Below are 18,641 nucleotides of genomic sequence, written 5' to 3' on the forward strand. Positions count from 1 at the left end.
GCTGGCGACCCGACCGGGCGGCGTGCCGACCGCCCCCGGGCGTGCGGCAACGCGGCCGGATGATGTCAACCGGCCCCTGTTACGTCACCGCGATATTCGCCTGTTCTGATCTTTGAGAAGCCGTTGATCGATGTCCTCGTGTTGCCTCCGACGCGGCTTGCGGGGTTGCGTCGTGCTCAAGGGGCGAGCATAAGCTGACGCCTGCCGATGCAACAGAGGCAATTCATACGAACACTCTCGGTGACAGGTGGATGGTGGTGGGGGATGCCGCGTGCGAAGTCGGACATCGCGGGGCAGGGTCGTCGGCGGGTGGAGCCGTGACGACCGTCACATCGGCCGCGGGTGCGGGGCGCGTGGCCCTTTCGGCCGGTCAACCGGCCCGCTCCGGGAGGGTGGGTCCGAAATGCCCACCGGTCGGGGTGCCCCCCGCGCCCGTCCGGCCGCCCCGCCGGCCCGGCAGGTCGGCCGGGTCGTGGCGGGGTGTGGCCGGGTCGGATTCGGCGTCATCCGATACACGAGGGCGACCCGAAGGTGACTTACCGTGGCCTCCCCGACCAGGCCGCCCGGCCGGCCCGGGAGCCGGCCATGCCCGCTGACCCCCCGCCCCGGCCGCTCGCGGCACCCGTCGAGCCGGTCCTGCCCGTGTCGGTCGAGCCCGAGCTGGTCGAGTCCGTGTCGGTCGTGCCCGTGCCGGTTGAGCCTGGGCCGGTCGTGCCCGTGTCGGTCGAGCCTGGGCCGGTTCCGTCGGTGCCGCTGGCCACGGCCGCGCCGGGGACCCCCGGGTCGCGAGGGCGGCCGTGGGCGCGACTCGCGGCGATCCTGGCCGTCGCCCCGGTGCTCCGCCTCGCGGTCGCCCGGTACGCCGTGCCGCCCGGGGAGCCCGACCGGACGGCCTGCCCGACCTGCGGCACGCCGCTCACGCTCGACCGGCCCTGGCCGGCGCTCGGGCCGGCGGCCCGCTGTCCGGCCTGCCGGTCCCGGGTCGGCGCGCCGCCCGGCACGGTCGAGGTCGCCGTGCTCGCGGCGCTGGCGGTGCTCGTGTCGGCGGGCGGGTCGCCGGCCGAGGGGGCGGCCCTGGCCTGGTGGCTCGGCTGGGCGGTGCCGCTGGTCTTCGTCGACGCGGCCGTGCACCGGCTGCCCGACCGGCTCACCTGGCCGGCGGCCATCGGGGTCCAGGCGCTGCTCGGGGTGGCCGCGCTGGCCGCCGCCGGGCCCGCCCCCTGGCTGCGGGCGGCGGCGGCCGGGGTCGGCCTGGCACTCTGCTTCGCCGCCACCACCCTGGTGCTCGGGCGACGCGGCTTCGGCCTCGGCGACGCCAAACTGGCGCTCGGGGCGGGCGCGCTGCTCGGCTGGTACGGCTGGCCGGTCCTGGTGTTCGGGGTGCTGGTCACGTTCACGCTCTCCGCGCTGACCAGCCTGGCGCTGCTGCTGGCCCGCAAGGTCCGCTGGTCCAGCCACCTGCCCTTCGGCCCGTTCCTGGTGCTCGGCACGGTCGTCACCCTGCTCCTCGCCCGCTGACCAGCGTCCTTCCGTCAGTGGCCCCGGGTGGCGTCGGCCACCGGCCTTTCGGCCCGGCGTTCCCGGCGGCGCAGCACCCCCGCGACCGGCCGGGCCAGCAGCGGGGTGCCGACGGTGACCACCAGCGCACCGAGGAGCAGGCCGGCGACCACGTCGTGCGGGTAGTGCACGCCGACGAAGGTGCGGGAGAACGCGGCCAGCGCGGCCAGCGGGATCGCGTACCAGGCGAGTCGGGGGGAGAGCAGCAGGATCGCGGCGGCCAGCGCGCCGGCGATCGTCGAGTGGTTGCTCGGGAAGGACCAGTCGCCGACGGGTGGGCAGTGCCCGGCGACGATCACCAGGTCGGCCGGGGTGCGGCAGGGGCGCTCCTCGTCCACCACCGTCTTGAGCAGCTCGCTCCCGCCGTACGCGAGGACGACCGCGACCGGCGCGGCCAGGGCGAGCGCGAGGCCGCGCGGCCCGGCACCCAGCCTCGGCAGGGCCGCCGCCACGAACAGGAGCCCGAGCAGGATGATCGACCATTCGGTGAAGTGCCCGGCGAACCACTGCACCGGCTCGGGCGTGCCGTCCGCGAAGTCGACGATGTCGCGGTACCAGTCGACGCTGAACTGCGGAACATCCGACAAGAGGCCCTCAATCATGCCTCAACCTACCAAGTGTTCACCTTCCGTTCACCTGATCACACGCCGCCCGACATCCGCTCGACGACCGCCTCCAGGGCCTCGAACGCGTACGCCCAGTTGTGGCACTTGAAGCTGCGCAGCCCGTCGATGGGCGTCCGGCAGTCGGCGCAGTGCACGCCGGCGATCGCGCCCGGCACCTCCGTGTTGACGTACCTGCGGTCGCCGAGGATCACCCGGGCGATCATCGCCGGGTCGTGCACGCCGTGCAGCGCCGACGAGACGATGTCGAGCCAGGTCATCCGCCGACCGCACTTCGGGCAGTCCGGCTCGTCGCCGCTGACCCACAGCGGTGCCCCGATGCTGCGCGCCGGCATCCCGAGCAGCTTCTCGATCCGGCGGACGTCGTGCTCCGGCGTCACCCAGCGGTGCCGGCCGGGCAGCGAGGCCGGTGAGTCGTACACGGCGCGGAACAGCACGGGGTCGACCTCGACGGTCTCTCGCTGACGGGTCATCGCGTACCTCCTCGACCTGGCGGCGCCGACCCGGCGCCGCAGCCCCACCGTCGCCGCGGGCGGACGACGGACACAACCGGATCAACGACACGCGGGGTCGATAGCGGTCGTACGGGGTGCTAGACATTCAGGACGCGAACCGAGCCGCCCAGTGGAGGGACACCGTGACCAGCGAGCCGGCACCGACCGCACCCGGCGCGGGAGAGAGCGACGCCACCAGCGCCGGGGCGACCGGGGCGGGCGCCGAGAACCGGCCGAACGTCGCCCGGATGTACGACTACTACCTGGGCGGCTGCCACAACTTCGCCGCCGACCGGGCCGCCGCCCGGCAGGTGCTGGAGATCTTCCCGGACACCGGCGTCGCCGCCCAGACCAACCGCGCGTTCCTGCGTCGCGCCGTCAGGTACGCCGCCGAGCGGGGCGTGCGGCAGTTCCTCGACATCGGCGCGGGGCTGCCCACCCAGGGCAACGTGCACGAGGTCGTGCAGTCGGTGGCCCCCGACTCGCGGGTCGTCTACGTCGACTACGACGAGGTCGCCGTCGCGCACGCCCGGCGGCTGCTCGGCGACGCGACCCGTACGGTCGTGGTCCGGGGCGACCTGCGCCGGCCGGACGAGCTGCTGACCCACCCCGACGTGACCGCGTCGATCGACCTCACCCGCCCGGTCGCCGTACTGCTGGTGGCGGTGCTGCACTTCGTGCCGGACGCCGAGGACCCGTACGCGGCGGTTGCCCGGCTGCGGGACGCCACCGCCCCCGGCAGCCAACTCGTGCTGTCCCACCTGACGCTCGACGGCGCACCGCCGCTGCCCGCGCAGCGGAGCCGGGCCGTCTACCAGCAGAGCACCGCCCCGCTGGTGCCCCGCACCCGCGCCGACATCCTCCGCTTCTTCGACGGGTACGACCTGGTCGAGCCGGGCCTGGCCTGGCTGGCCGACTGGCGGCCCGACGGCGAGCCACGGGACGGGGTGTCGCACGGCTTCGGCGGGGTGGGCGTCCGCGCCTGAGGCCCCACGGGCCGGGACCCGACACACCGGCGGGTCAGTGGCGGCGGGTCAGTGGCGCCGGGTCAGGGCGTGGCCGACTGCTGGCCGGGCAAGCCGCGGCGCACCGCCTCGCTGGCCAGCCGCGACCGACGCCGGTCCTCGTTGGAGGTCAGGTCGAACTTGTCGTACAGCCGGGACAGGTGCTTCTTCACCGCGCTCTCCGTGACGTGCAGGGCGGTCGCGATCGTGCGCACCGAGGGCGGCTCGGGGAACGGCTGGCCGCCGGAGACGTACGGGCGGCAGAGCACCGTGAGCACCTCCTGCTCGCGCGGGGTCAGGGCTGGCGGCGCGGGCGGCGGCTCGACGTGCAGGGTCCGGGTGCCGGGGTGCTCCGACGGGGCATGGAAGAGCAGCCGGGCCGGGCCGATCTCCACCCGGTCCCCGTCCCGCAGGATCTGCGCCTGACGCACCGGGCTGCCGTTGACCGTGGTGCCGTTGGTGCTGCCCAGATCCCGGATCGACCAGCCGGACGGGTAGCGCTCGACCAGGGCGTGCAGGCGGGAGACGAGCCTGCTGTCGATGGGCAGCTCGTTGGTCTTCGCCCGTCCGATGGTCAGCGCGTCGGCGGTCAGCGGCACCAACCGGACGCCGCCCGGGCCGTACACCTCGAAGTACCCCTCCGCCACCCGCGCCTCCGAACGGTCAGTCGCCGCAGTACGGCTCGGTCGTCGCGCTGGTCGGCACCCCGGTCCGCACGCTCGTCACGGTGGCGGTCGCCGTGGTGCAGCCGCCCTCCACCGGGAGCGGCTCGGTCCACAGCTCGAACGGCTGCCCCGTCGCCCGCTGCCGCACCCCGACCGGCCCGAGCGCGTCGGCCGCCCCGGGGCGGACCGTGAGGTCGACGTCCCAGGTGCCGCCGTTGGTCCCCGCGTTGTCCCGGTACTGCTTCCACACCCAGATGTACGCCATCGCGGCCCGGCAGGCAGGCGACCAGTACTGCTTCACGGAGATCGCGCGCAGGCCGCCGGCGTACCCGTACGACGACGTGCCCACCTGGTAGGCGTCGTCGTAGCAGCGGCCCGGCGGCGCGTCGTCCCGGCTCGCCCGGCGCGGGTGGCCGGTCCCGACCATCCGGACGGTCACCGGGTCCGGCGACCCGGCCACGGTCAGCGCCAGCACCGGCCGGCGCGGCCCCGGCGCGCGGGGGGCGAAGACCAGCCGCACCTCGCAGGCCAGCCCGGGTGCCAGCGGCCGGGCCGTGCATCCCTCGGCGGCGACCCGGAGGTCCCCACCGTCCGCCCCGGCCCCCGCCACCCGCGTCACCCGCACCGCCCGGTCGCCCGGGTTGCGCACGGTCAGCGTCTGCTCGGCGGAGTCCACGTTGACCTCCTGGTCACCGAAGGTCAGCTCTACCGGCACCTCGATGGGAGCCGGTGCCGGCAGGGCCGCCGACCAGCCGGTGGCCAGCACCGACACCAGTGCGACCAGCAACCCGACGGCACGGGCCAGCGTGCGCCGGGGCACCCCGGGCGGCTGCCGGCCCTGCATGGTGGCGGTGAGGTCCAGGTCGAGGGCCGCCCGGCGGCGCGCGCTGAGCGAGAACCGGGGCCGGGGCGGCGCATGGTCGTCGTCGGTGGACGGGGCGTCGTCCGGGCGCGGGCCGGCGACCCCGTCGTCCCCGCCGCCGGGCACGAGCGGGGTGACCGGCTGGCCGGCGGCGTGCTGTGCCCGCTGGAGGTCCTCGGCGAACGCCACCGCCGTCGGATGGCGCAGCGCCGGGTCCTTCGCCATCGCCCGCTCCAGCACCACGCACACCGCATCGGGTACGCCGTCCGGCCGCAGGTCGGGCACCGGGTCGGCGGCGACCCGCCGGAGCAGCCTCGCCAGCGGCTCCGCCTCGCCCGACGGTGCCTCGGCGAAGGCGGGCGTGCCCCGGATCCAGTGCAGCACCGACGACGCCAGCGCGTACACGTCCGAGGCGACCGAGGCCGGCTCGCCGCGCAGGATCTCCGGCGCGGCGTGCAGCACGCTCGTGGTCACCCGGCGTCGCCCGGGGGCAGGCTCCGCCGCCCGGGGCCGGGCCAGCCCGAAGTCGGCCAGCTTCGGCTCGCCGTACCGGGAGATAAGGATGTTCTCCGGCTTCACGTCGCGGTGCAGCACGCCGGCCCGGTGTGCGGTCTCCAGCGCCCCCGCCACCGTGATCCCGCCGGCCACCGCCGCCGGCCATCGCTGCGTCGCCGACTCCGCGTCGGGTGCGCCGCCCGCACCGGCGGCGGCCAGCCGGTCGGTCAGCGAGCCACCCTCCTCGTACGCCATCAGCAGGTACGGGTTGCCGGCCGCCGTCCGACCGGCCTGGTGCAGGGTGACGATGTGCGGGTGGTCGGAGAGCCGCCCCAGCACCTTCAGCTCGCGCTCGAAGCGGGCCCGGGACGGGCCGTGCCAGTCGGCGGCGAGCACCTTGACCGCCACCCAGCGGGAGAAGTCGGGCTGCCAGGCGCGGTAGACCACGCCGAAGCCGCCGCGACCGATCTCCACCGCGTCCGTGCAGCCGGCCACGCCGAGGTCGAGCCCCGGGACTGCGTCAGCCTCCCCGGGGCGATGGGGTGCCGACTGCTCTGTGTGGACCATGGCGGCTCATTATGACCGAGGGGTGTGCCAGGATTTTCGTCCGCTACCGACCGGTCACCTGGGCCGGGTCGTGTCGCGCGCCGGGAGGCGCCAATCGGATGGGGCCCGGTCGAGGCCGAGCCCCATCCGGCCGTTACGGCAGGTTCGGGGGGCAGGTCGTCCGGTGCCAGGTGGAGTAGCGGGTACGGACGCCGTACTGGAAGTCCTCCAGGCAGTTGCCGTACACGTACATCCCGACCTCTACGGTCTTGCTGGCGTCGGAGTAGTAGATGAAGGTGATGCTCTCGTTGTCATTGGGGTATGGCAGGGCCATGGCCGGGCTGGCCACGACCGCCGTGGTGCCGGCGACGGTCAGCAGGGTGGCCAGGACGGCGTTCCGCACGAACTTCTTCAACTTGGGGCCTCTCGATCGGGCGGACGGGATGGATGAATGATAGTCGTCGATCTATCGCCCGCCCAGAGGTTCCCACCTCGCTCCGAATTCCTAAAGGGCTCGCCGATCCGGCAAACTGGGTGGATGGGGCCACCACGGGTCGGATCGGAATGACCGGCCTGCCACTGCGGGCCACGGACGGGCAGGAGTGAACCGGCTGGCATGACCGATCCAGACGACGGAGCACGGCTGGCCGCGTCGATGGCCGGCCGACTCGCCTGCCTGACCTTCGTGGACCGCACCACCGAACAGGTCACGGAACTGCTCATCGACGTGATCGCCGACTGGGGCACGGCGCAGGGCTGGCGGGTCTACCGGCGGGCGGCCAGCGTGGTGCCGCTTCCGCCGCCGATGTCCGGGCAGCAATCCGTCATCGACATCGCCTGCGCCCGGCCCGCCGCGCCGCCCGTGGTGATCGAGGTCGACCACACCGACCGGCGTCGTACGGTCGAGAAGCTCCTCGCCGAGGCCGACGCCGGGCGGGTGCCGATCTGGGTCCGGTGGGGCTCCCGTGGCTTCGTCGAGCCCCCGGAACCGGTCCGGATGGTCACCGTCCCGGTCACCGCGCGGCGCGGCGAGGCCGGCGCGCGGCTGCACTCCCGCCAGCCGGCGCGGCAGCTCCCACCGCCGGAGCACCGCGCCGGGCCGGTCACCGCCGGCCCGCCGGACTCCCTCTTCGACCCCGCTGGCGAGAGCTGACGCGGCTGCGTGGTGCCCCGGGCGGTCGCCGGTCGCGGAGGAGCCCCGGCCGGAACGGGCTGCCCGGCGGCTTCAGTCGGCAGGCGGGTGACGGTGGGCAGGGGCGATCCTTCAGCGATCGGCTTGCGGGGGGCGGGACGGGCGCGGGTCGACGTCGTGGGCGGGGGCGAAGGCCCGCAGGGTGGCCTCGACGAGCGCGTCGGCGTACGCCTCGTCGAGTGGCCCGGCCCGGTGCAGCCAACGTTGGGTGAATGGGGCGTAGAGGAAGTCGAGGCAGAGGGCGAGATCCGCATCGGGGTGGAGCTGTCCGGCGCGTTGTCCGGAGCGCAGCCGGGCGAGCTTGGCCTCGGTGAGCGGGTGGTCGACCTTCTCCCGGTAGAGCGTGGCCAGCTCGGGATCGACGGCGATCTCGGCGTACAGGGCGCGGAGCAGGGCCGACAGTGCCGGGTCGGTGAATTCGGCGGCGGTGGCCCGTAGCACCGTCTTCAGGTCGGCTTCCAGGTCGCCGGTGTCGGGCAGGGTGATGGCGCCGCCCTCGCCCTCGCTCAGAGCGCGCACCGCGTCGAGCGCCACGGCGCCCTTCGACGGCCACCAGCGGTAGATCGTCTGCTTGCCGACGCCGGCCCGGCGGGCGATCGCCTCGATCGACACGCGGGGATATCCGACCTCGGCGACAAGGTCGCGGGCTGCGGCCAGGACCGCCAGGCGGGACCGGTCGCTGCGGCGGGCTGCGTCAGGTGGCATGGGGCGAGCATATATCGAGACGAGACGGTCCGTCTTGACATGACTCGGGGCGCGGGTGAGAATTGATGCGAGACGGAACGGTCCGTCTCGTTAAGGAGAATGATCATGCGAACCTGGTTCATCACCGGAGCCTCCCGTGGCCTCGGGCGGGCGTTCACCGAGGCCGCACTCGCCGCCGGAGACCGAGTGGTCGGCGTCGCGCGGGATGTCGGCCCACTCGACGACCTGATCGCCGAAGCGGACGGGCGGCTCGTCGCGTACCCGCTCGACGTCGCCGACCGTGCCGCCGTCGTGGCCGGCGTGCGACGGGCGACCGACGAACTCGGACGGATCGACGTCGTCGTCAACAACGCCGGCGGCGCGCTGCTCGGGATGGTCGAGGAGGTCACCGAGGAACAGGCCCGAGCACACTTCGACGTCAACTTCTTCGGCGCGCTCTGGGTCAGCCAGGCCGTGCTTCCGGTGCTGCGCGAACAGGGCAGCGGGCACCTGTTGCAGGTGTCGTCGATGGGCTCATCCGGGGGATTCGCCTCGACGGGCCTGTACGGCGCGGGCAAGGCGGCACTCGACGCCGTCAGCGAGGCCCTCGCGATGGAGGCCGAGTCGTTCGGGGTCCGGGTCACGATCCTCAACCCCGGCGGGTACGAGACCGGGCTGTTCACCAAGGGGCTGACCCAGACCACACCCCACCCGGCGTACGACCCGCTACGCGCGAAGCTGAACGAGATGTGGAGCGCCGCCGAGGACTCCGACCCGGCACTCGCCGCCGACGTGGTGATGCGGGTGGTGGCGCTGCCCGACCCGCCGAAGCGGATCGTGCTGGGCGGGGCGGCGTTCGACATGGTCCGCGAGTTGGACGCGGCACGCGCCGCCGAGTACGCGCGCTGGGAGGACCTCAGCCGGCTCGGCGACCGACCTACCGCCGCCCAGGGGCGGTAGCCCGTGCCTACGGAACGCCTGGCCGGGCACCTTCATCATCAACCCGTCCCCGCAACTCGGCGGCCCACCGGCTAGCCGGGTGGCGGCGGTGGTGAGCGGTAGCCGGGCGGGGATGGCGGTGGCCCGTAGCCGGGTGGCGGCTGTGGTGGGCGGTAGCCGGGCGGTGGTGGCGGTGGCCCGTAGCCGGGTGGCGGGGGCGGTAGGGCGGCCCGAGGGCGCCGAGCCTGCCGGGCCAGTCGTGCGGTCCGGAAGTACCGATGCGAGGCCGGCAGCCCGAGCAGAATGGTCGAACCCACCGTCAGTGCCAGCGACACGATCGTCAGGACCCGGGTCATGTACGCGTACCAGGGCACGGATTCGTATCCGCCGACCGCTAGCAGCGCGACGTTGAAGCAGACGGCCACCATGCCCACGAGCCAGGTCAGCACCCGGGCGGGGTTCATCCCCTGCCCGTCGAGGATGGCCAGCAGCAGGCAGACGACGCCGAATACGATCGCCAGCAGTGCGTACCCGAGCAGACCGAACGCGGCGAGCGAACCCGCCGCACCGTCGCCGGCACGTTCGCTGTGATAGGCGCTGAACTCCGGAATGGCGAAGAAGGTGCCGATCGCGGCGACCAGAGCGAGCGCGGCCACCCCGGCGAACAGGTAGCTCGCCGCGAACACGACACCCGGAACCGCCGGTGACGGTTGCACCCTCATCGTGGTCACCGGTCAGGCCCTGCTCGGCTCGACCTGCGCCCGGCGTCGGCGGAGCAGCAGGCCGCCCGTCAGGAGCCAGGCGATGAGGGGCAGGGCCGCGAGCGGGTACAACAGGGGATTCGAGGTCGCCGACGCGGGTCTGGCGAAGGCCTCGGACAGCGGCTTGGAGGTGGTCAGGCCGCCCAGCCAGACCTCACTGCCCTGGCCGACGGGTCCGTACAACGCATCGCTCACGGAGCCGGCCAGTGTGGGGTGTTCCTTGGCGAACGCGTCGGCGCTGACCGGGTTGCGGTTGATGCGGCTGAAGTCCACCCCGCCGTAGACGAAGGTGCTGGTGTAGATGAAGTTGCCCCTGGTCGTGGTGCGCTTGACCTTGAATTCGCCGTTCTTGTACGACTTGACGTAGCGATCGAAGACCTCTCGCGGGCTCCATGACTCACGCGATGTCCAGCGACTGATGTCACCCGTGTCGATCAGGTCCGAGTAGGCGGTGTGCTTGGTGGCGCTGCGCTGACGGAACCACTCGGCGGCTACCCGGCTTGCGTAGACCCGGCGCAGGTCGGCGTACTCGGGTGCGTGGTTCACCGCGTCCTGGACCTGGGGCAGGATCATCGTGCGATACACGGACTCGTTGTGTTTGATGGTGGCCTGGCTCTCCTGGCCGCATCCGGCGGTGCCCCCGACTCCCTGGGCCTTGACGACGTCGGACTCCATCTTCACCTGTAGCGGGGCGCTCAGGATGTACAGCTCGTTGCCATTGTCGCGGACGGTCGCCGTGTCGGGCACGATCCACTGCCTCATGGACACGCATTTGGTCTCGCCGCGTAGGGCGTCCCAGTACTTCTGGCCGCCGCGGGTGTCCGGGTGAATGAACTTCGCGACCGACTTCTTCATTGTCAGGTCGGCCTCGAGCAGCACACGCCCGGCGTCGGTCCTGCCGAACTGGGCGTCGAGGATCCGGTCGGGCTCGTCCGGGTTGAGGTTCACGGTGAAGCTGGACGGTCGCAGTGACAGCCATACGAAGAACGAGTCCGAGGCGAGTTGGGCCGCGTGCCGGCCGCCGAAGGACTGCTGGTCGGCGGCGGGCAGTTCGTCTGCCTTGAAGGCGTACTGCACGCCGGAACCGTTGTGGTAGGTGTCGGAGACGTAGCGCAGCTCCAGGGTGGAGAAGTCGACTCCACCCAGGTCCTGCGCCAGCTCGGGGTGGCCGGACTCCGCAGCGAGCTGCGCGTCGACCCGCGCCAGCTCGGCCGCCTCCTCGGGCGTGTCCGGTGAATCGGCGAACCCATCGAGCGCCGCGCCCTGGCTGCCGCGCTGGTCCGGGGCGCGCAGGATGTCCGAGGCCGCGCCCGTCGGGCCGCCGTCCTTGGGGCCGCCGTCCTTCGGACCGCCGGTACCGGCGCCGCCACCGCCCGAATCGCCGCCACTGGTGATGAGGTTCTTCAACGCGGGCACCACGAAGTACGACACGCCGGCGTCACGCAGCTTCGCCTTGGCGCCCTTGGTCGGCTCCTCAGCGAAGAGGTACACCAGCCTGCGAGGGTTGGGCTTCGCCCTCTCCAACTCGATGAGCTTCTTGTCTCTCGCCAGTTCGGAGTCGTCGACGCCCCTGCCGGATTTGATCTCGTAGAACAGGCCGAGCTCTTCGTTACCCAGGTCGTACCACCGGTTGACCTCCGGGACGTGGACCTCGGAGCGCCAGCCGTGGTTGGCGCCGAGCCGGAGCCGCTGCGCGACGTGCAGCACGAAGGCCTTGCCCTGGTTGTCGTTGCCCTGGTTGGGGATGTACCTCCGGAGCCAGGTCCTCCAGGGCAGCGGTGGGCTGGTCTTTTTACCCGCCGCCCTCTCGGCGGCCTTCTTCTCCTGGTACTCCAGCCAGCGCTTCTGGCAGTGCTCCCAGGTGCCCGCCTTCTCGGCCTCCGGGCTCAGCGCTGCGATCTGTGCTGCCCCGTCATCGGGCGCTGGCTCGTTCTCATGCGTTCGGAGCGCTTCGGCCGGATTCTCGTAGTCGTAGCGCTGGCGCTTCCCGGGGTCGGTCGGGTTGCTACCGCCCGGCAGGGTGTCCGGGTCCGGCGAAGATCCCTTGATGTTGGGCAGCGGAATCGGTTTCGGCGCCGCCAGAGCCGGGCTCGGCCAGCCGATCGAACCGGCCGGTGTCGCCAACAGAAAGACGATCAGTGCTACGAACACCAGACGAAGCCTGTTCACACCCGGCTCCCCTCGGAGGGCACTTTCTGGCGTCAATGTATCTACATACGCCAGATGTGAGAGGGCATTGCCAGATATGGGACAGAATTTAGGTCAGCCGCTCGGCCACTTTGCGGAGCAGGCCCGGCTCCCGCCTGGCAAGCACGCCCTTGAGCAGCACGAACGGCACGACCGTCCGCCCGTTCGGCACCGGCTGCTTTAGGAACGGCCGGCCGATGAACATGTTCTCCCCGTCCGGATCGCCGGGGAAGTAGCACCAGTGCGCGGACAGCACCGGCCGAAGCACCTCGCCGAGGTACCAGGCAGCGCCCTCGGAGAGCTCCGCTCGCGCCGCCAACTCCTCCGGAGCGGACACCAGCCGGAGCAGCAGCGCCTCCAGTTCGTCCAGCGAGGCCACGGAGAAGTCCCAGCGCTCCGGCCGCTCTCCGTACTCAGCCAGCCAGGCCGCCCAGGTCTCCCTCCGGACGGCCAGCCAGGTGTCGAGCTCCGCCGACGGCATGGCACCCGGGACCTCGTCCAGGCCCGGGGTCGGCTCCTTGTGCGGTTCCCAGCCTGGCTCCGCCGCCCGCCGCTCGGCCACCGCAAGTTCCAGCGCCCGGTACGCCCGGCCGAACTCGCCACCGTCGGCCGCCGCGAGGGCCCGCTCGACCAGGTCGGCCGGGCAGATGGGCGGCAGAGCCAGGGCCTCGTCGGGAAGCACGAGAGGCAGGCCACGCTCCGGTTCCCAGGCCCAGCGTCCCCCGCCCGCCGTCAGCAGTGCCTCGCCGAGATAGCCGGACACCCGCTCCAGGAAGTCGGGCGTCGGTACGAAGCGGGACAGCATCTCCGCCTCCAGCCGGGCGAGCGAGGCCGCCGAGTAGTCCCAGGCGTCCCCCTCGGACAGCTCGAAGTCCAGCAGCCCGGTGAGCCGGGGCTGCATGCCCTCCAGCCAGTCCTCCAGCGGATTCACGGCTTCCTCCTACACGCCCAAGACCCCGACGACCCCGACCTTTGCGGATTGTCCCATTGCGCTCAATGACCCAGCATCGCGTCGCACCCAACGGTGCTCGCACCCAACGACGCTCGCGGATGATTTCACGACCTCGATGAGGAGACCGTGATGGGACAGAAGGGCGGTACCCGCGCCGCGGGCCTGTCCACCGCCGAGGCGCTCCCTGCTCACCGGGCCGATCGTTGGTAGGAGCAGTTAGAACCGTCCTCTGCCGTGTGCCGTCCGAACCCCGGAACGGTGGTGACGGGCGGGACCAGGGAAGACGGCCGGACGGAGAGCTTGAGATGGTGCGTCAGGGCTACCTCGCGACGCTGATCGCGTTCGGTGTGCTGCTCGCTGGATGCGGTAGGCAAACCGGTTCGGGGTCGGTAGACCCAGGGCCGGTCCCGGGTGCCACCGAGGCTTCGCGGCCGCTGGCACCGGAGAAGCTGGTCGGCTCTTGGACGATCGCCGACGTCGACGACCCGGGCGCGGGCAAGAATCTGCGCCTCGCACCTTCTGAACTGCACCTGATCGGCAGCCGCTGCGGCACCTTGGGCGGGTCCTGGCGGGCCGACGTCGACGGTGTCTTTCTCGCGGACATCGACTCTGCTTCCAGCCTCGTCGTGGAGGGCATTCCGGGCTGTGAGAGCGCCGGCCAGGACGTTCCCGGCTGGCTGCGGCGTGTGACGGCGTACCGGCTCGACGGAAGAGGGCTGCCCGTGCTTCTGGATGATCTGGCGCGGCCGGTTGCCCGGTTGATCCCCGGCGCGACGCCGACGGCCGGGCCGGACACGGCGGCCTCCGAGCTGGCGCCGCCGGTGGTCACCGACGCGGCCCGGCGGGCCCTCGCGCCGGCCGCCCCGCTACCGGCGGCGCTGACTCCCGTCGATCGGCGCCGGCTGGTCGGTCGCTGGGCGCCCACCGACGGGCACAAGGAGGCGTACGTGGAGTTCACGGCGGACGGTGAGTGGCGCGGGTCCGACGGCTGCAACGACGATAGCGGCCGGTGGATCACCGCGGCCGGGGGTACGCTGCTCGCCACCGCCGGGGCCGTCACGCTGGCGTACTGCGCTGCCAGCGTGCCGGTCGGGGCCTGGCTCTGGACGGCCAGGCGAGCAGGCTTTGAAGGCGATGTCCTGGTGCTGCTCGACGCTCAGCGCAAGGAGGCAGGCCGGTTACGCGCCGCCGACTGAGGGCGCTGGAGGCGGTACGGCCGAGGGGCTGTCTCCCGGGCCGCTGAGTTCGTAGCGATGTCGTCCTACTCACGGCGGACGATCAGGAACTCTCTGCACGGCGTGAACGACTGCCGGTGTCTGCGCAAGCGCTGCACGCCGTGGCATCCGCCGTCCGCCGCGGGATCGGCGGCGGTTAGTCGGTGTGAACGCCGCTCAGGATCTGCATGGCGTGGCGTTCCCTGTTCGCGAGTTCGGTGAGGACTACCGAGGCGCGGGTCAGGTGGTCTGGGTCGCCGGTTTCTCCGGCGGCCGTGAGGTGGTGGGAGACCTCGGTCCATAGCGGGGCGATCTCGTCGTACAGCCGGTGACCGAGGCGGACGTTGTCGTCGTCGACGATCGTGGCGCATTCGGCGAGGAAGTCGCGGTACATGGCGCGGAACAGGGCGCCGCCGGTCCCGCCGCGCTCCATCAGCATCGCAGCCAGCGGGAGGTCGCGGGACGGGTCGCTTGAGCGGTCGAGCCACCGCGCCACCTGCCGGGCCGCCTTGTCGATGCCGCGGTGGCCGAGGTTGGCGATGGGCGGGTTGAGAAAGGCGTGTGCGTTGTTGCGGATGGCTGCCCGGACGGCGTCGCCTAGGTCGGGCCGGACGGTGGGGCCGGCGATGGTGTAGGAGAGGTTGCGGGCGGTCATCGGGCCGCGTTCGTTGCGGGCCCGTTCCAAGCTCGTCAGCGTGGTTGTCACGGTGCCGCCCTGCTGGGCGGTGTCGATCAGGTAGGCGTGGGTGTCGTCGTGGCCGTACATCGCGACGAGGTGGCCCCCGAAGTGGACTCTCGTGGTGAAGTAGTCCAGGTGGTAGGAGTCCAGTTGCAGGCCGACCGGGCGTCCGGCGGTGAGGGCGTCGGCGACGTTCTGCCAGGCCCTACGGGGCGAGGCGGTCTCCTGGACGCGCAGCGTCAGGCCCAGCCGGTCGGCCACGGTCCGGGTGATCGTGGTCGGCTTGGTGCGGCCGCCGAGGAACGGGAAGTCCATGCTCTTGGCATCCCAGTAGACGAAGGCCAGACCTTCGCCGAGGCCGAACAGCATGGGCTCGGACAGGTCGAGGCCCTCGTGGCGCAGCAGGGCGCCGAGCGTGGTGGTCTCGCAGTGCTGACCGGCTGGGAACGCCACATTTTCGATGATCATTCGGCTTCCTGATTCGCTGGTTGAGGCGGGCCGGACCGGGGTCGGACCGGCCAGGCGATCTCCGTACGGAGCGCGGCCATGGGTACGCCGGGCGCGGGCGGGACGAGGTAACGCTCCTCGGCCGGGCCCGCCAGCACCCGGTCCTGCTCGGCGATCCAGCGCCCCAGTGACCGGTAGGCGGTCTCGATGTCGTCGTAGCCGCCCTCGTGGACGGTCGCGGCGAGCAGACAGCCCGCCCGTTCCCCGGCTGCGATCGTCGCGGTCGGCCGGGGTGGGCGGGCCACCGGCACGAACAACTCCACCTCCAACTCCGCCGCGTCGAGGTCGTCGCTGAGGTAGCGGGTGCCGGCCGGCCCCGCCGGGGCGATCCCCTGCTCGGCGAGGCCGGCGAACAGCCGCGCGAACCCGGGCGCCAGCGCCTCGGCCAGCCCGCTCAGCGGGGTACGCACCAGCGTGCGGGCGGTGGGCTGGGCGGCGCTCCACCGTTCGTACACCTCCAGCCAGCCCGACACCCGCCCCGGCTCGGCCAGCACGGCCCCCAACCGCCCGGCGATCTCGCCCAGCCGGGCCGCCCGCGCTGCCACGCGTTCCCGGTGCCGCTCGATGACGGCGCCTGCCTGCTCCGGGGTGTCGGCCGCCAGGATCTCGGCGATCTCGGGCAACGGCACCTCCAACTCTCGCAGCCGCCGCACCAGCCCCGCCCGGGGGAACTGGTCGACGCCGTACCGGCGGTAGCCGGTATCCGGATCGACCAACGCCGGGACGAGCAGACCCAGCCGGTCGTAGTTACGCAGCACTCGAACGGACAACCGGGTCGCTCGCGCGAACACCCCGATCGGCATCAACCCCGTCACCCGACGCCTCCAACAGCCTCGACCCTCCCCCTGGGAGAGGGTCAACCGCGCCCGGCACCTGCCGCACCGGCCACGGAACGAATCATCATGGAACGTCGACCTGATCACCTACCACGGCTGGGTCTGGCTAAAGGGCTGCCGCTGGATGGCAAGGGTGACGCGGTCGCCCGTCGCGAGCTGCTCGTCATCCGCGAAGGGCATCAAGAAGATGAACCGCCCGACGGCTAATCCCGCCCAACGCGTGCGGCAGCCAGCCCGGCCGCCGGGCCGTCAATCAGTGCCCGTTTGAGGCTCCACCCATCGGCACACCGGAGCGGCCGACATGGTTACGGCGGGCCGTCAGCATCCCCCGGCGCCCCGCCCGGATGCCCAACACTCACGACGGCCGCACCTGGCGAGATCCACACGACGACCACCGGACGCGGTCACCGCATCGGCGCGCTGCAGCCACGGGCAGCCGACGTCGATGAACCCAAGTGGCGGCGTTCGCCTATGCCCGGGTCGGCCTCCATACGTCTGACGGTAGAAGTCGGTGTCTGGGGGCCGACGGCAGGCACCGCCGGCCCCCTTTCCATTGGCGCGCTACCGCCGGAACTCGACCAATCGGGCCGTCACGAGGACGTCGACATCGGACGCGTGGAGGGCTTGGCCTGGTCGGCGAACTTTAGCGGACCTTCTTTCCAGGTCAGGTGAAGCACCGCAGCAGTTCCCAGCAACAGCACTCCCAGATTCGACATCCCCTTGAACCCGTGGGACATGTAGAAGTCCCACACCGGGTACGGCAGAACAGGCGGTGAAGCAGCGGCGTTGGACTGGATGATCGACACCACGACTGCCAGTGCGTTCGGGAGCAACAGCACGGTCCCTATCGATACCAGTGGCCGTAGCCGCAAGCGGGACTTCATCCGGGCTGATAGCCGATTCATCAGCAGGTATCCGAGCGCTGCTCCAGAAATTAGCCCGGTGATCGCGAGCACGCCTACCAGGTCAGGTTCGACTCGGACAAATTCCAGCACCGGTCCAGGCCGCGAATCGACGCTCGATGCCGGCAGGACATGCAGCGACCAGTCGCCCTTGGTTCCGACCACCCCACCCGCACTGGCCCGGTCGACCGTCCAGCCGTTAGCGACGAGGCGTTCGGCTATCTCGGCGAAATCGGGCAACGGAGCAGCCAGCGTCACCTCGGTGGATCCGATGCGATAGTCGTCCTCGCCAAGCAGGGCAGCCGTGACCCCGCTAAACTCTGGCTCTCCCTCGTGCTCGTAGTAGAAGAGTTGCTGATGTCGGCCGATTTTAGCGATCGGCGCAGCGGGAAAAAGCTCCGCTGAAACGGTTCGGGCCTGTGTAACTGTCGGCAGTGGCCCCGCAGCATACCAACCCAGCCAGGCGCCTAGCATCGCAGCAGGCGTGGCCGCAGCGACGATCGCCACGACGGCCAGCAAGAGTTTCCTGTGAAGTCTCATGGAGGCTCACCCTACCGTTGTCAGTCGACTCATCCTCGGTCCGCAACTGTGACCGGCCGGTTGATGTCGATCCAAGTCCCCAGGCGGTAGTAGTGGAAGTTGTAGCGAAAGTTGCGCCTCCAGCACGTGAATGAGTCGACATCCGTGAACAAGCTTCTCGAGTTCCGGCCGGGGCTGAGCGACTTCTGGTTGCCCCTCCCCCCCTTGTTGTCGGAAACCATGTAAGTGGTGTCGCTCTTGTTAGTGACCACCCCGCACGGCTTCCACCACTTGGAGGCGCAGTCCGTCGTGCCGTACCCGGTCAGGTCCGTGCAGTTAACTCCGTCGCCGGAGCAGTACTCGTAAGGGTTCGAGCTTCCGCCGTAAACCCCATCCACCGAGAAGAAGCGGGCGGTGACGGTCGAATAAAGTCGGACACCCATCAGCAGGACACCTGACGGAGTATCTGCCGCGCGCTGCTCCGCCCCAAGCCAGCCATACCGGCGCAGGCTTATCTCTTGTACGTCGCGAGGAGCGCCATATTCCGTGGCTTCGCTGGTCCGCGACAACCCATCGTCACCTTCGTTGATGGTTGCCACCAAATCCCCATGGAGGCTGGCCACCTGCCACTGGACCTCTCCGCTTTCGCTGTTGTAGATACCAGCCATCGCCGCGACGCCGATGACCGGCCTGGTGAACATATCGAGCGTCTCCTGCGTCCACGAAGGGTTGTCCCCGTCATCGCTGTAGTGGTTGACCGCTTCGACTGCGATGCCACTGACGTTGTCAGTCCATGACCGGACACGCTCCCAGCCGACGTCCGGCGTGTAGTCCGTGGTCCGGCCATTCTGGGTAATCTGGTCGACCAGGTCTGTGGCGTGGTAGGTCACGGTGAGGCTGCCACTAGTTGGCGTTCCCGTGTCGATGGCTGGGACTGTCTTCGTTCGACCTAGCGCGTCGTAGGTGTAGCCAGCGCTGTTCACCCGATCTGCGACGTCGTAAGTCCAGTTCCGGGTGGACGGT

The 18,641-nt window shown here is 71.3% G+C and carries 19 protein-coding genes; 6 read left to right on the forward strand and 13 right to left on the reverse strand.

Annotated features, from left to right (window positions below; all coding sequences use genetic code 11):
* Positions 1-585 precede the first annotated feature (585 nt).
* Complete coding sequence (locus GVV04_RS16615) at positions 586-1,518, forward strand: prepilin peptidase (RefSeq protein ID WP_161688933.1); 933 nt, start codon at positions 586-588, stop codon at positions 1,516-1,518.
* Positions 1,519-1,532: 14 nt separating this feature from the next.
* On the opposite strand, the gene GVV04_RS16620 is transcribed toward GVV04_RS16615, so the two are convergent.
* Positions 1,533-2,159: a phosphatase PAP2 family protein gene (locus tag GVV04_RS16620; protein WP_161688934.1), complete on the reverse strand. Its 627-nt coding sequence runs from the start codon at positions 2,157-2,159 to the stop codon at positions 1,533-1,535.
* 38 nt (positions 2,160-2,197) lie between these two features.
* Positions 2,198-2,653 (reverse strand): hypothetical protein, encoded by a 456-nt coding sequence (locus tag GVV04_RS16625; RefSeq protein ID WP_161688935.1) that lies wholly within the window; start codon positions 2,651-2,653, stop codon positions 2,198-2,200.
* Between the two features lie 164 nt (positions 2,654-2,817).
* Here GVV04_RS16625 and GVV04_RS16630 point away from each other — a divergent pair, with 164 nt between their 5' ends.
* Positions 2,818-3,660, forward strand: coding sequence for an SAM-dependent methyltransferase (locus GVV04_RS16630; protein ID WP_328822425.1), 843 nt, complete (start codon positions 2,818-2,820; stop codon positions 3,658-3,660).
* A gap of 62 nt (positions 3,661-3,722) precedes the next feature.
* Here GVV04_RS16630 and GVV04_RS16635 read toward each other — a convergent pair whose 3' ends face one another.
* The 3 genes from GVV04_RS16635 to GVV04_RS16645 all read right to left on the reverse strand — a co-directional run bounded on the left by GVV04_RS16635 (position 3,723) and on the right by GVV04_RS16645 (position 6,649).
* Positions 3,723-4,325: an FHA domain-containing protein gene (locus GVV04_RS16635; protein WP_161688936.1), complete on the reverse strand. Its 603-nt coding sequence runs from the start codon at positions 4,323-4,325 to the stop codon at positions 3,723-3,725.
* Between the two features lie 16 nt (positions 4,326-4,341).
* Complete coding sequence (locus GVV04_RS16640; RefSeq protein ID WP_161688937.1) at positions 4,342-6,267, reverse strand: protein kinase domain-containing protein; 1,926 nt, start codon at positions 6,265-6,267, stop codon at positions 4,342-4,344.
* Positions 6,268-6,400: 133 nt separating this feature from the next.
* Complete coding sequence (locus GVV04_RS16645) at positions 6,401-6,649, reverse strand: DUF6289 family protein (protein ID WP_161688938.1); 249 nt, start codon at positions 6,647-6,649, stop codon at positions 6,401-6,403.
* A 213-nt stretch (positions 6,650-6,862) separates the two neighbouring features.
* Between GVV04_RS16645 and GVV04_RS16650 the strand changes: the two genes are divergently transcribed.
* Entirely contained in the window at positions 6,863-7,399 is a 537-nt protein-coding gene (locus tag GVV04_RS16650) for a hypothetical protein (protein WP_161688939.1), read from the forward strand.
* 111 nt (positions 7,400-7,510) lie between these two features.
* Here GVV04_RS16650 and GVV04_RS16655 read toward each other — a convergent pair whose 3' ends face one another.
* Positions 7,511-8,143 carry a TetR/AcrR family transcriptional regulator gene (locus GVV04_RS16655; protein ID WP_161688940.1) on the reverse strand — a complete coding sequence of 211 codons (633 nt, stop codon included), beginning with the start codon at positions 8,141-8,143 and terminating at the stop codon, positions 7,511-7,513.
* A gap of 105 nt (positions 8,144-8,248) precedes the next feature.
* Between GVV04_RS16655 and GVV04_RS16660 the strand changes: the two genes are divergently transcribed.
* The gene (locus tag GVV04_RS16660) at positions 8,249-9,082 is read left to right on the forward strand and encodes an SDR family NAD(P)-dependent oxidoreductase (RefSeq protein ID WP_161688941.1); all 834 of its coding nucleotides are present in this window, start codon (positions 8,249-8,251) and stop codon (positions 9,080-9,082) included.
* A gap of 71 nt (positions 9,083-9,153) precedes the next feature.
* Here GVV04_RS16660 and GVV04_RS16665 read toward each other — a convergent pair whose 3' ends face one another.
* From GVV04_RS16665 to GVV04_RS16675, 3 genes are all read right to left on the reverse strand, one after another.
* Positions 9,154-9,783: a hypothetical protein gene (locus GVV04_RS16665; protein WP_161688942.1), complete on the reverse strand. Its 630-nt coding sequence runs from the start codon at positions 9,781-9,783 to the stop codon at positions 9,154-9,156.
* A gap of 12 nt (positions 9,784-9,795) precedes the next feature.
* Positions 9,796-11,991 (reverse strand): hypothetical protein, encoded by a 2,196-nt coding sequence (locus GVV04_RS16670; protein WP_161688943.1) that lies wholly within the window; start codon positions 11,989-11,991, stop codon positions 9,796-9,798.
* Positions 11,992-12,079: 88 nt separating this feature from the next.
* Positions 12,080-12,940: a hypothetical protein gene (locus GVV04_RS16675; RefSeq protein WP_161688944.1), complete on the reverse strand. Its 861-nt coding sequence runs from the start codon at positions 12,938-12,940 to the stop codon at positions 12,080-12,082.
* Between the two features lie 326 nt (positions 12,941-13,266).
* Here GVV04_RS16675 and GVV04_RS16680 point away from each other — a divergent pair, with 326 nt between their 5' ends.
* Positions 13,267-14,157 carry an META domain-containing protein gene (locus tag GVV04_RS16680; protein ID WP_161688945.1) on the forward strand — a complete coding sequence of 297 codons (891 nt, stop codon included), beginning with the start codon at positions 13,267-13,269 and terminating at the stop codon, positions 14,155-14,157.
* Between the two features lie 175 nt (positions 14,158-14,332).
* Here GVV04_RS16680 and GVV04_RS16685 read toward each other — a convergent pair whose 3' ends face one another.
* On the reverse strand, positions 14,333-15,322 hold the full coding sequence (locus GVV04_RS16685; RefSeq protein ID WP_161688946.1) for a BtrH N-terminal domain-containing protein: 990 nt from the start codon (positions 15,320-15,322) through the stop codon (positions 14,333-14,335).
* Positions 15,319-16,176, reverse strand: a complete 858-nt coding sequence (locus GVV04_RS16690) for a MerR family transcriptional regulator (RefSeq protein WP_161688947.1) — start codon at positions 16,174-16,176, stop codon at positions 15,319-15,321. Before GVV04_RS16690 ends, GVV04_RS16685 begins: the two co-directional genes overlap by 4 nt.
* An 87-nt stretch (positions 16,177-16,263) precedes the next feature.
* On the opposite strand from GVV04_RS16690, the gene GVV04_RS16695 reads away from it, so the two are divergent.
* Entirely contained in the window at positions 16,264-16,404 is a 141-nt protein-coding gene (locus GVV04_RS16695) for a hypothetical protein (protein ID WP_161688948.1), read from the forward strand.
* A gap of 383 nt (positions 16,405-16,787) precedes the next feature.
* Here GVV04_RS16695 and GVV04_RS16700 read toward each other — a convergent pair whose 3' ends face one another.
* Positions 16,788-17,639 (reverse strand): hypothetical protein, encoded by an 852-nt coding sequence (locus GVV04_RS16700; protein ID WP_161688949.1) that lies wholly within the window; start codon positions 17,637-17,639, stop codon positions 16,788-16,790.
* Between the two features lie 29 nt (positions 17,640-17,668).
* Entirely contained in the window at positions 17,669-18,601 is a 933-nt protein-coding gene (locus GVV04_RS16705; protein WP_161688950.1) for an RHS repeat-associated core domain-containing protein, read from the reverse strand.
* Positions 18,602-18,641: the final 40 nt, after the last annotated feature.

Origin of the sequence: Micromonospora rubida, from assembly GCF_009908295.1 — a bacterium.
Classification (GTDB): domain Bacteria; phylum Actinomycetota; class Actinomycetes; order Mycobacteriales; family Micromonosporaceae; genus Micromonospora; species Micromonospora rubida.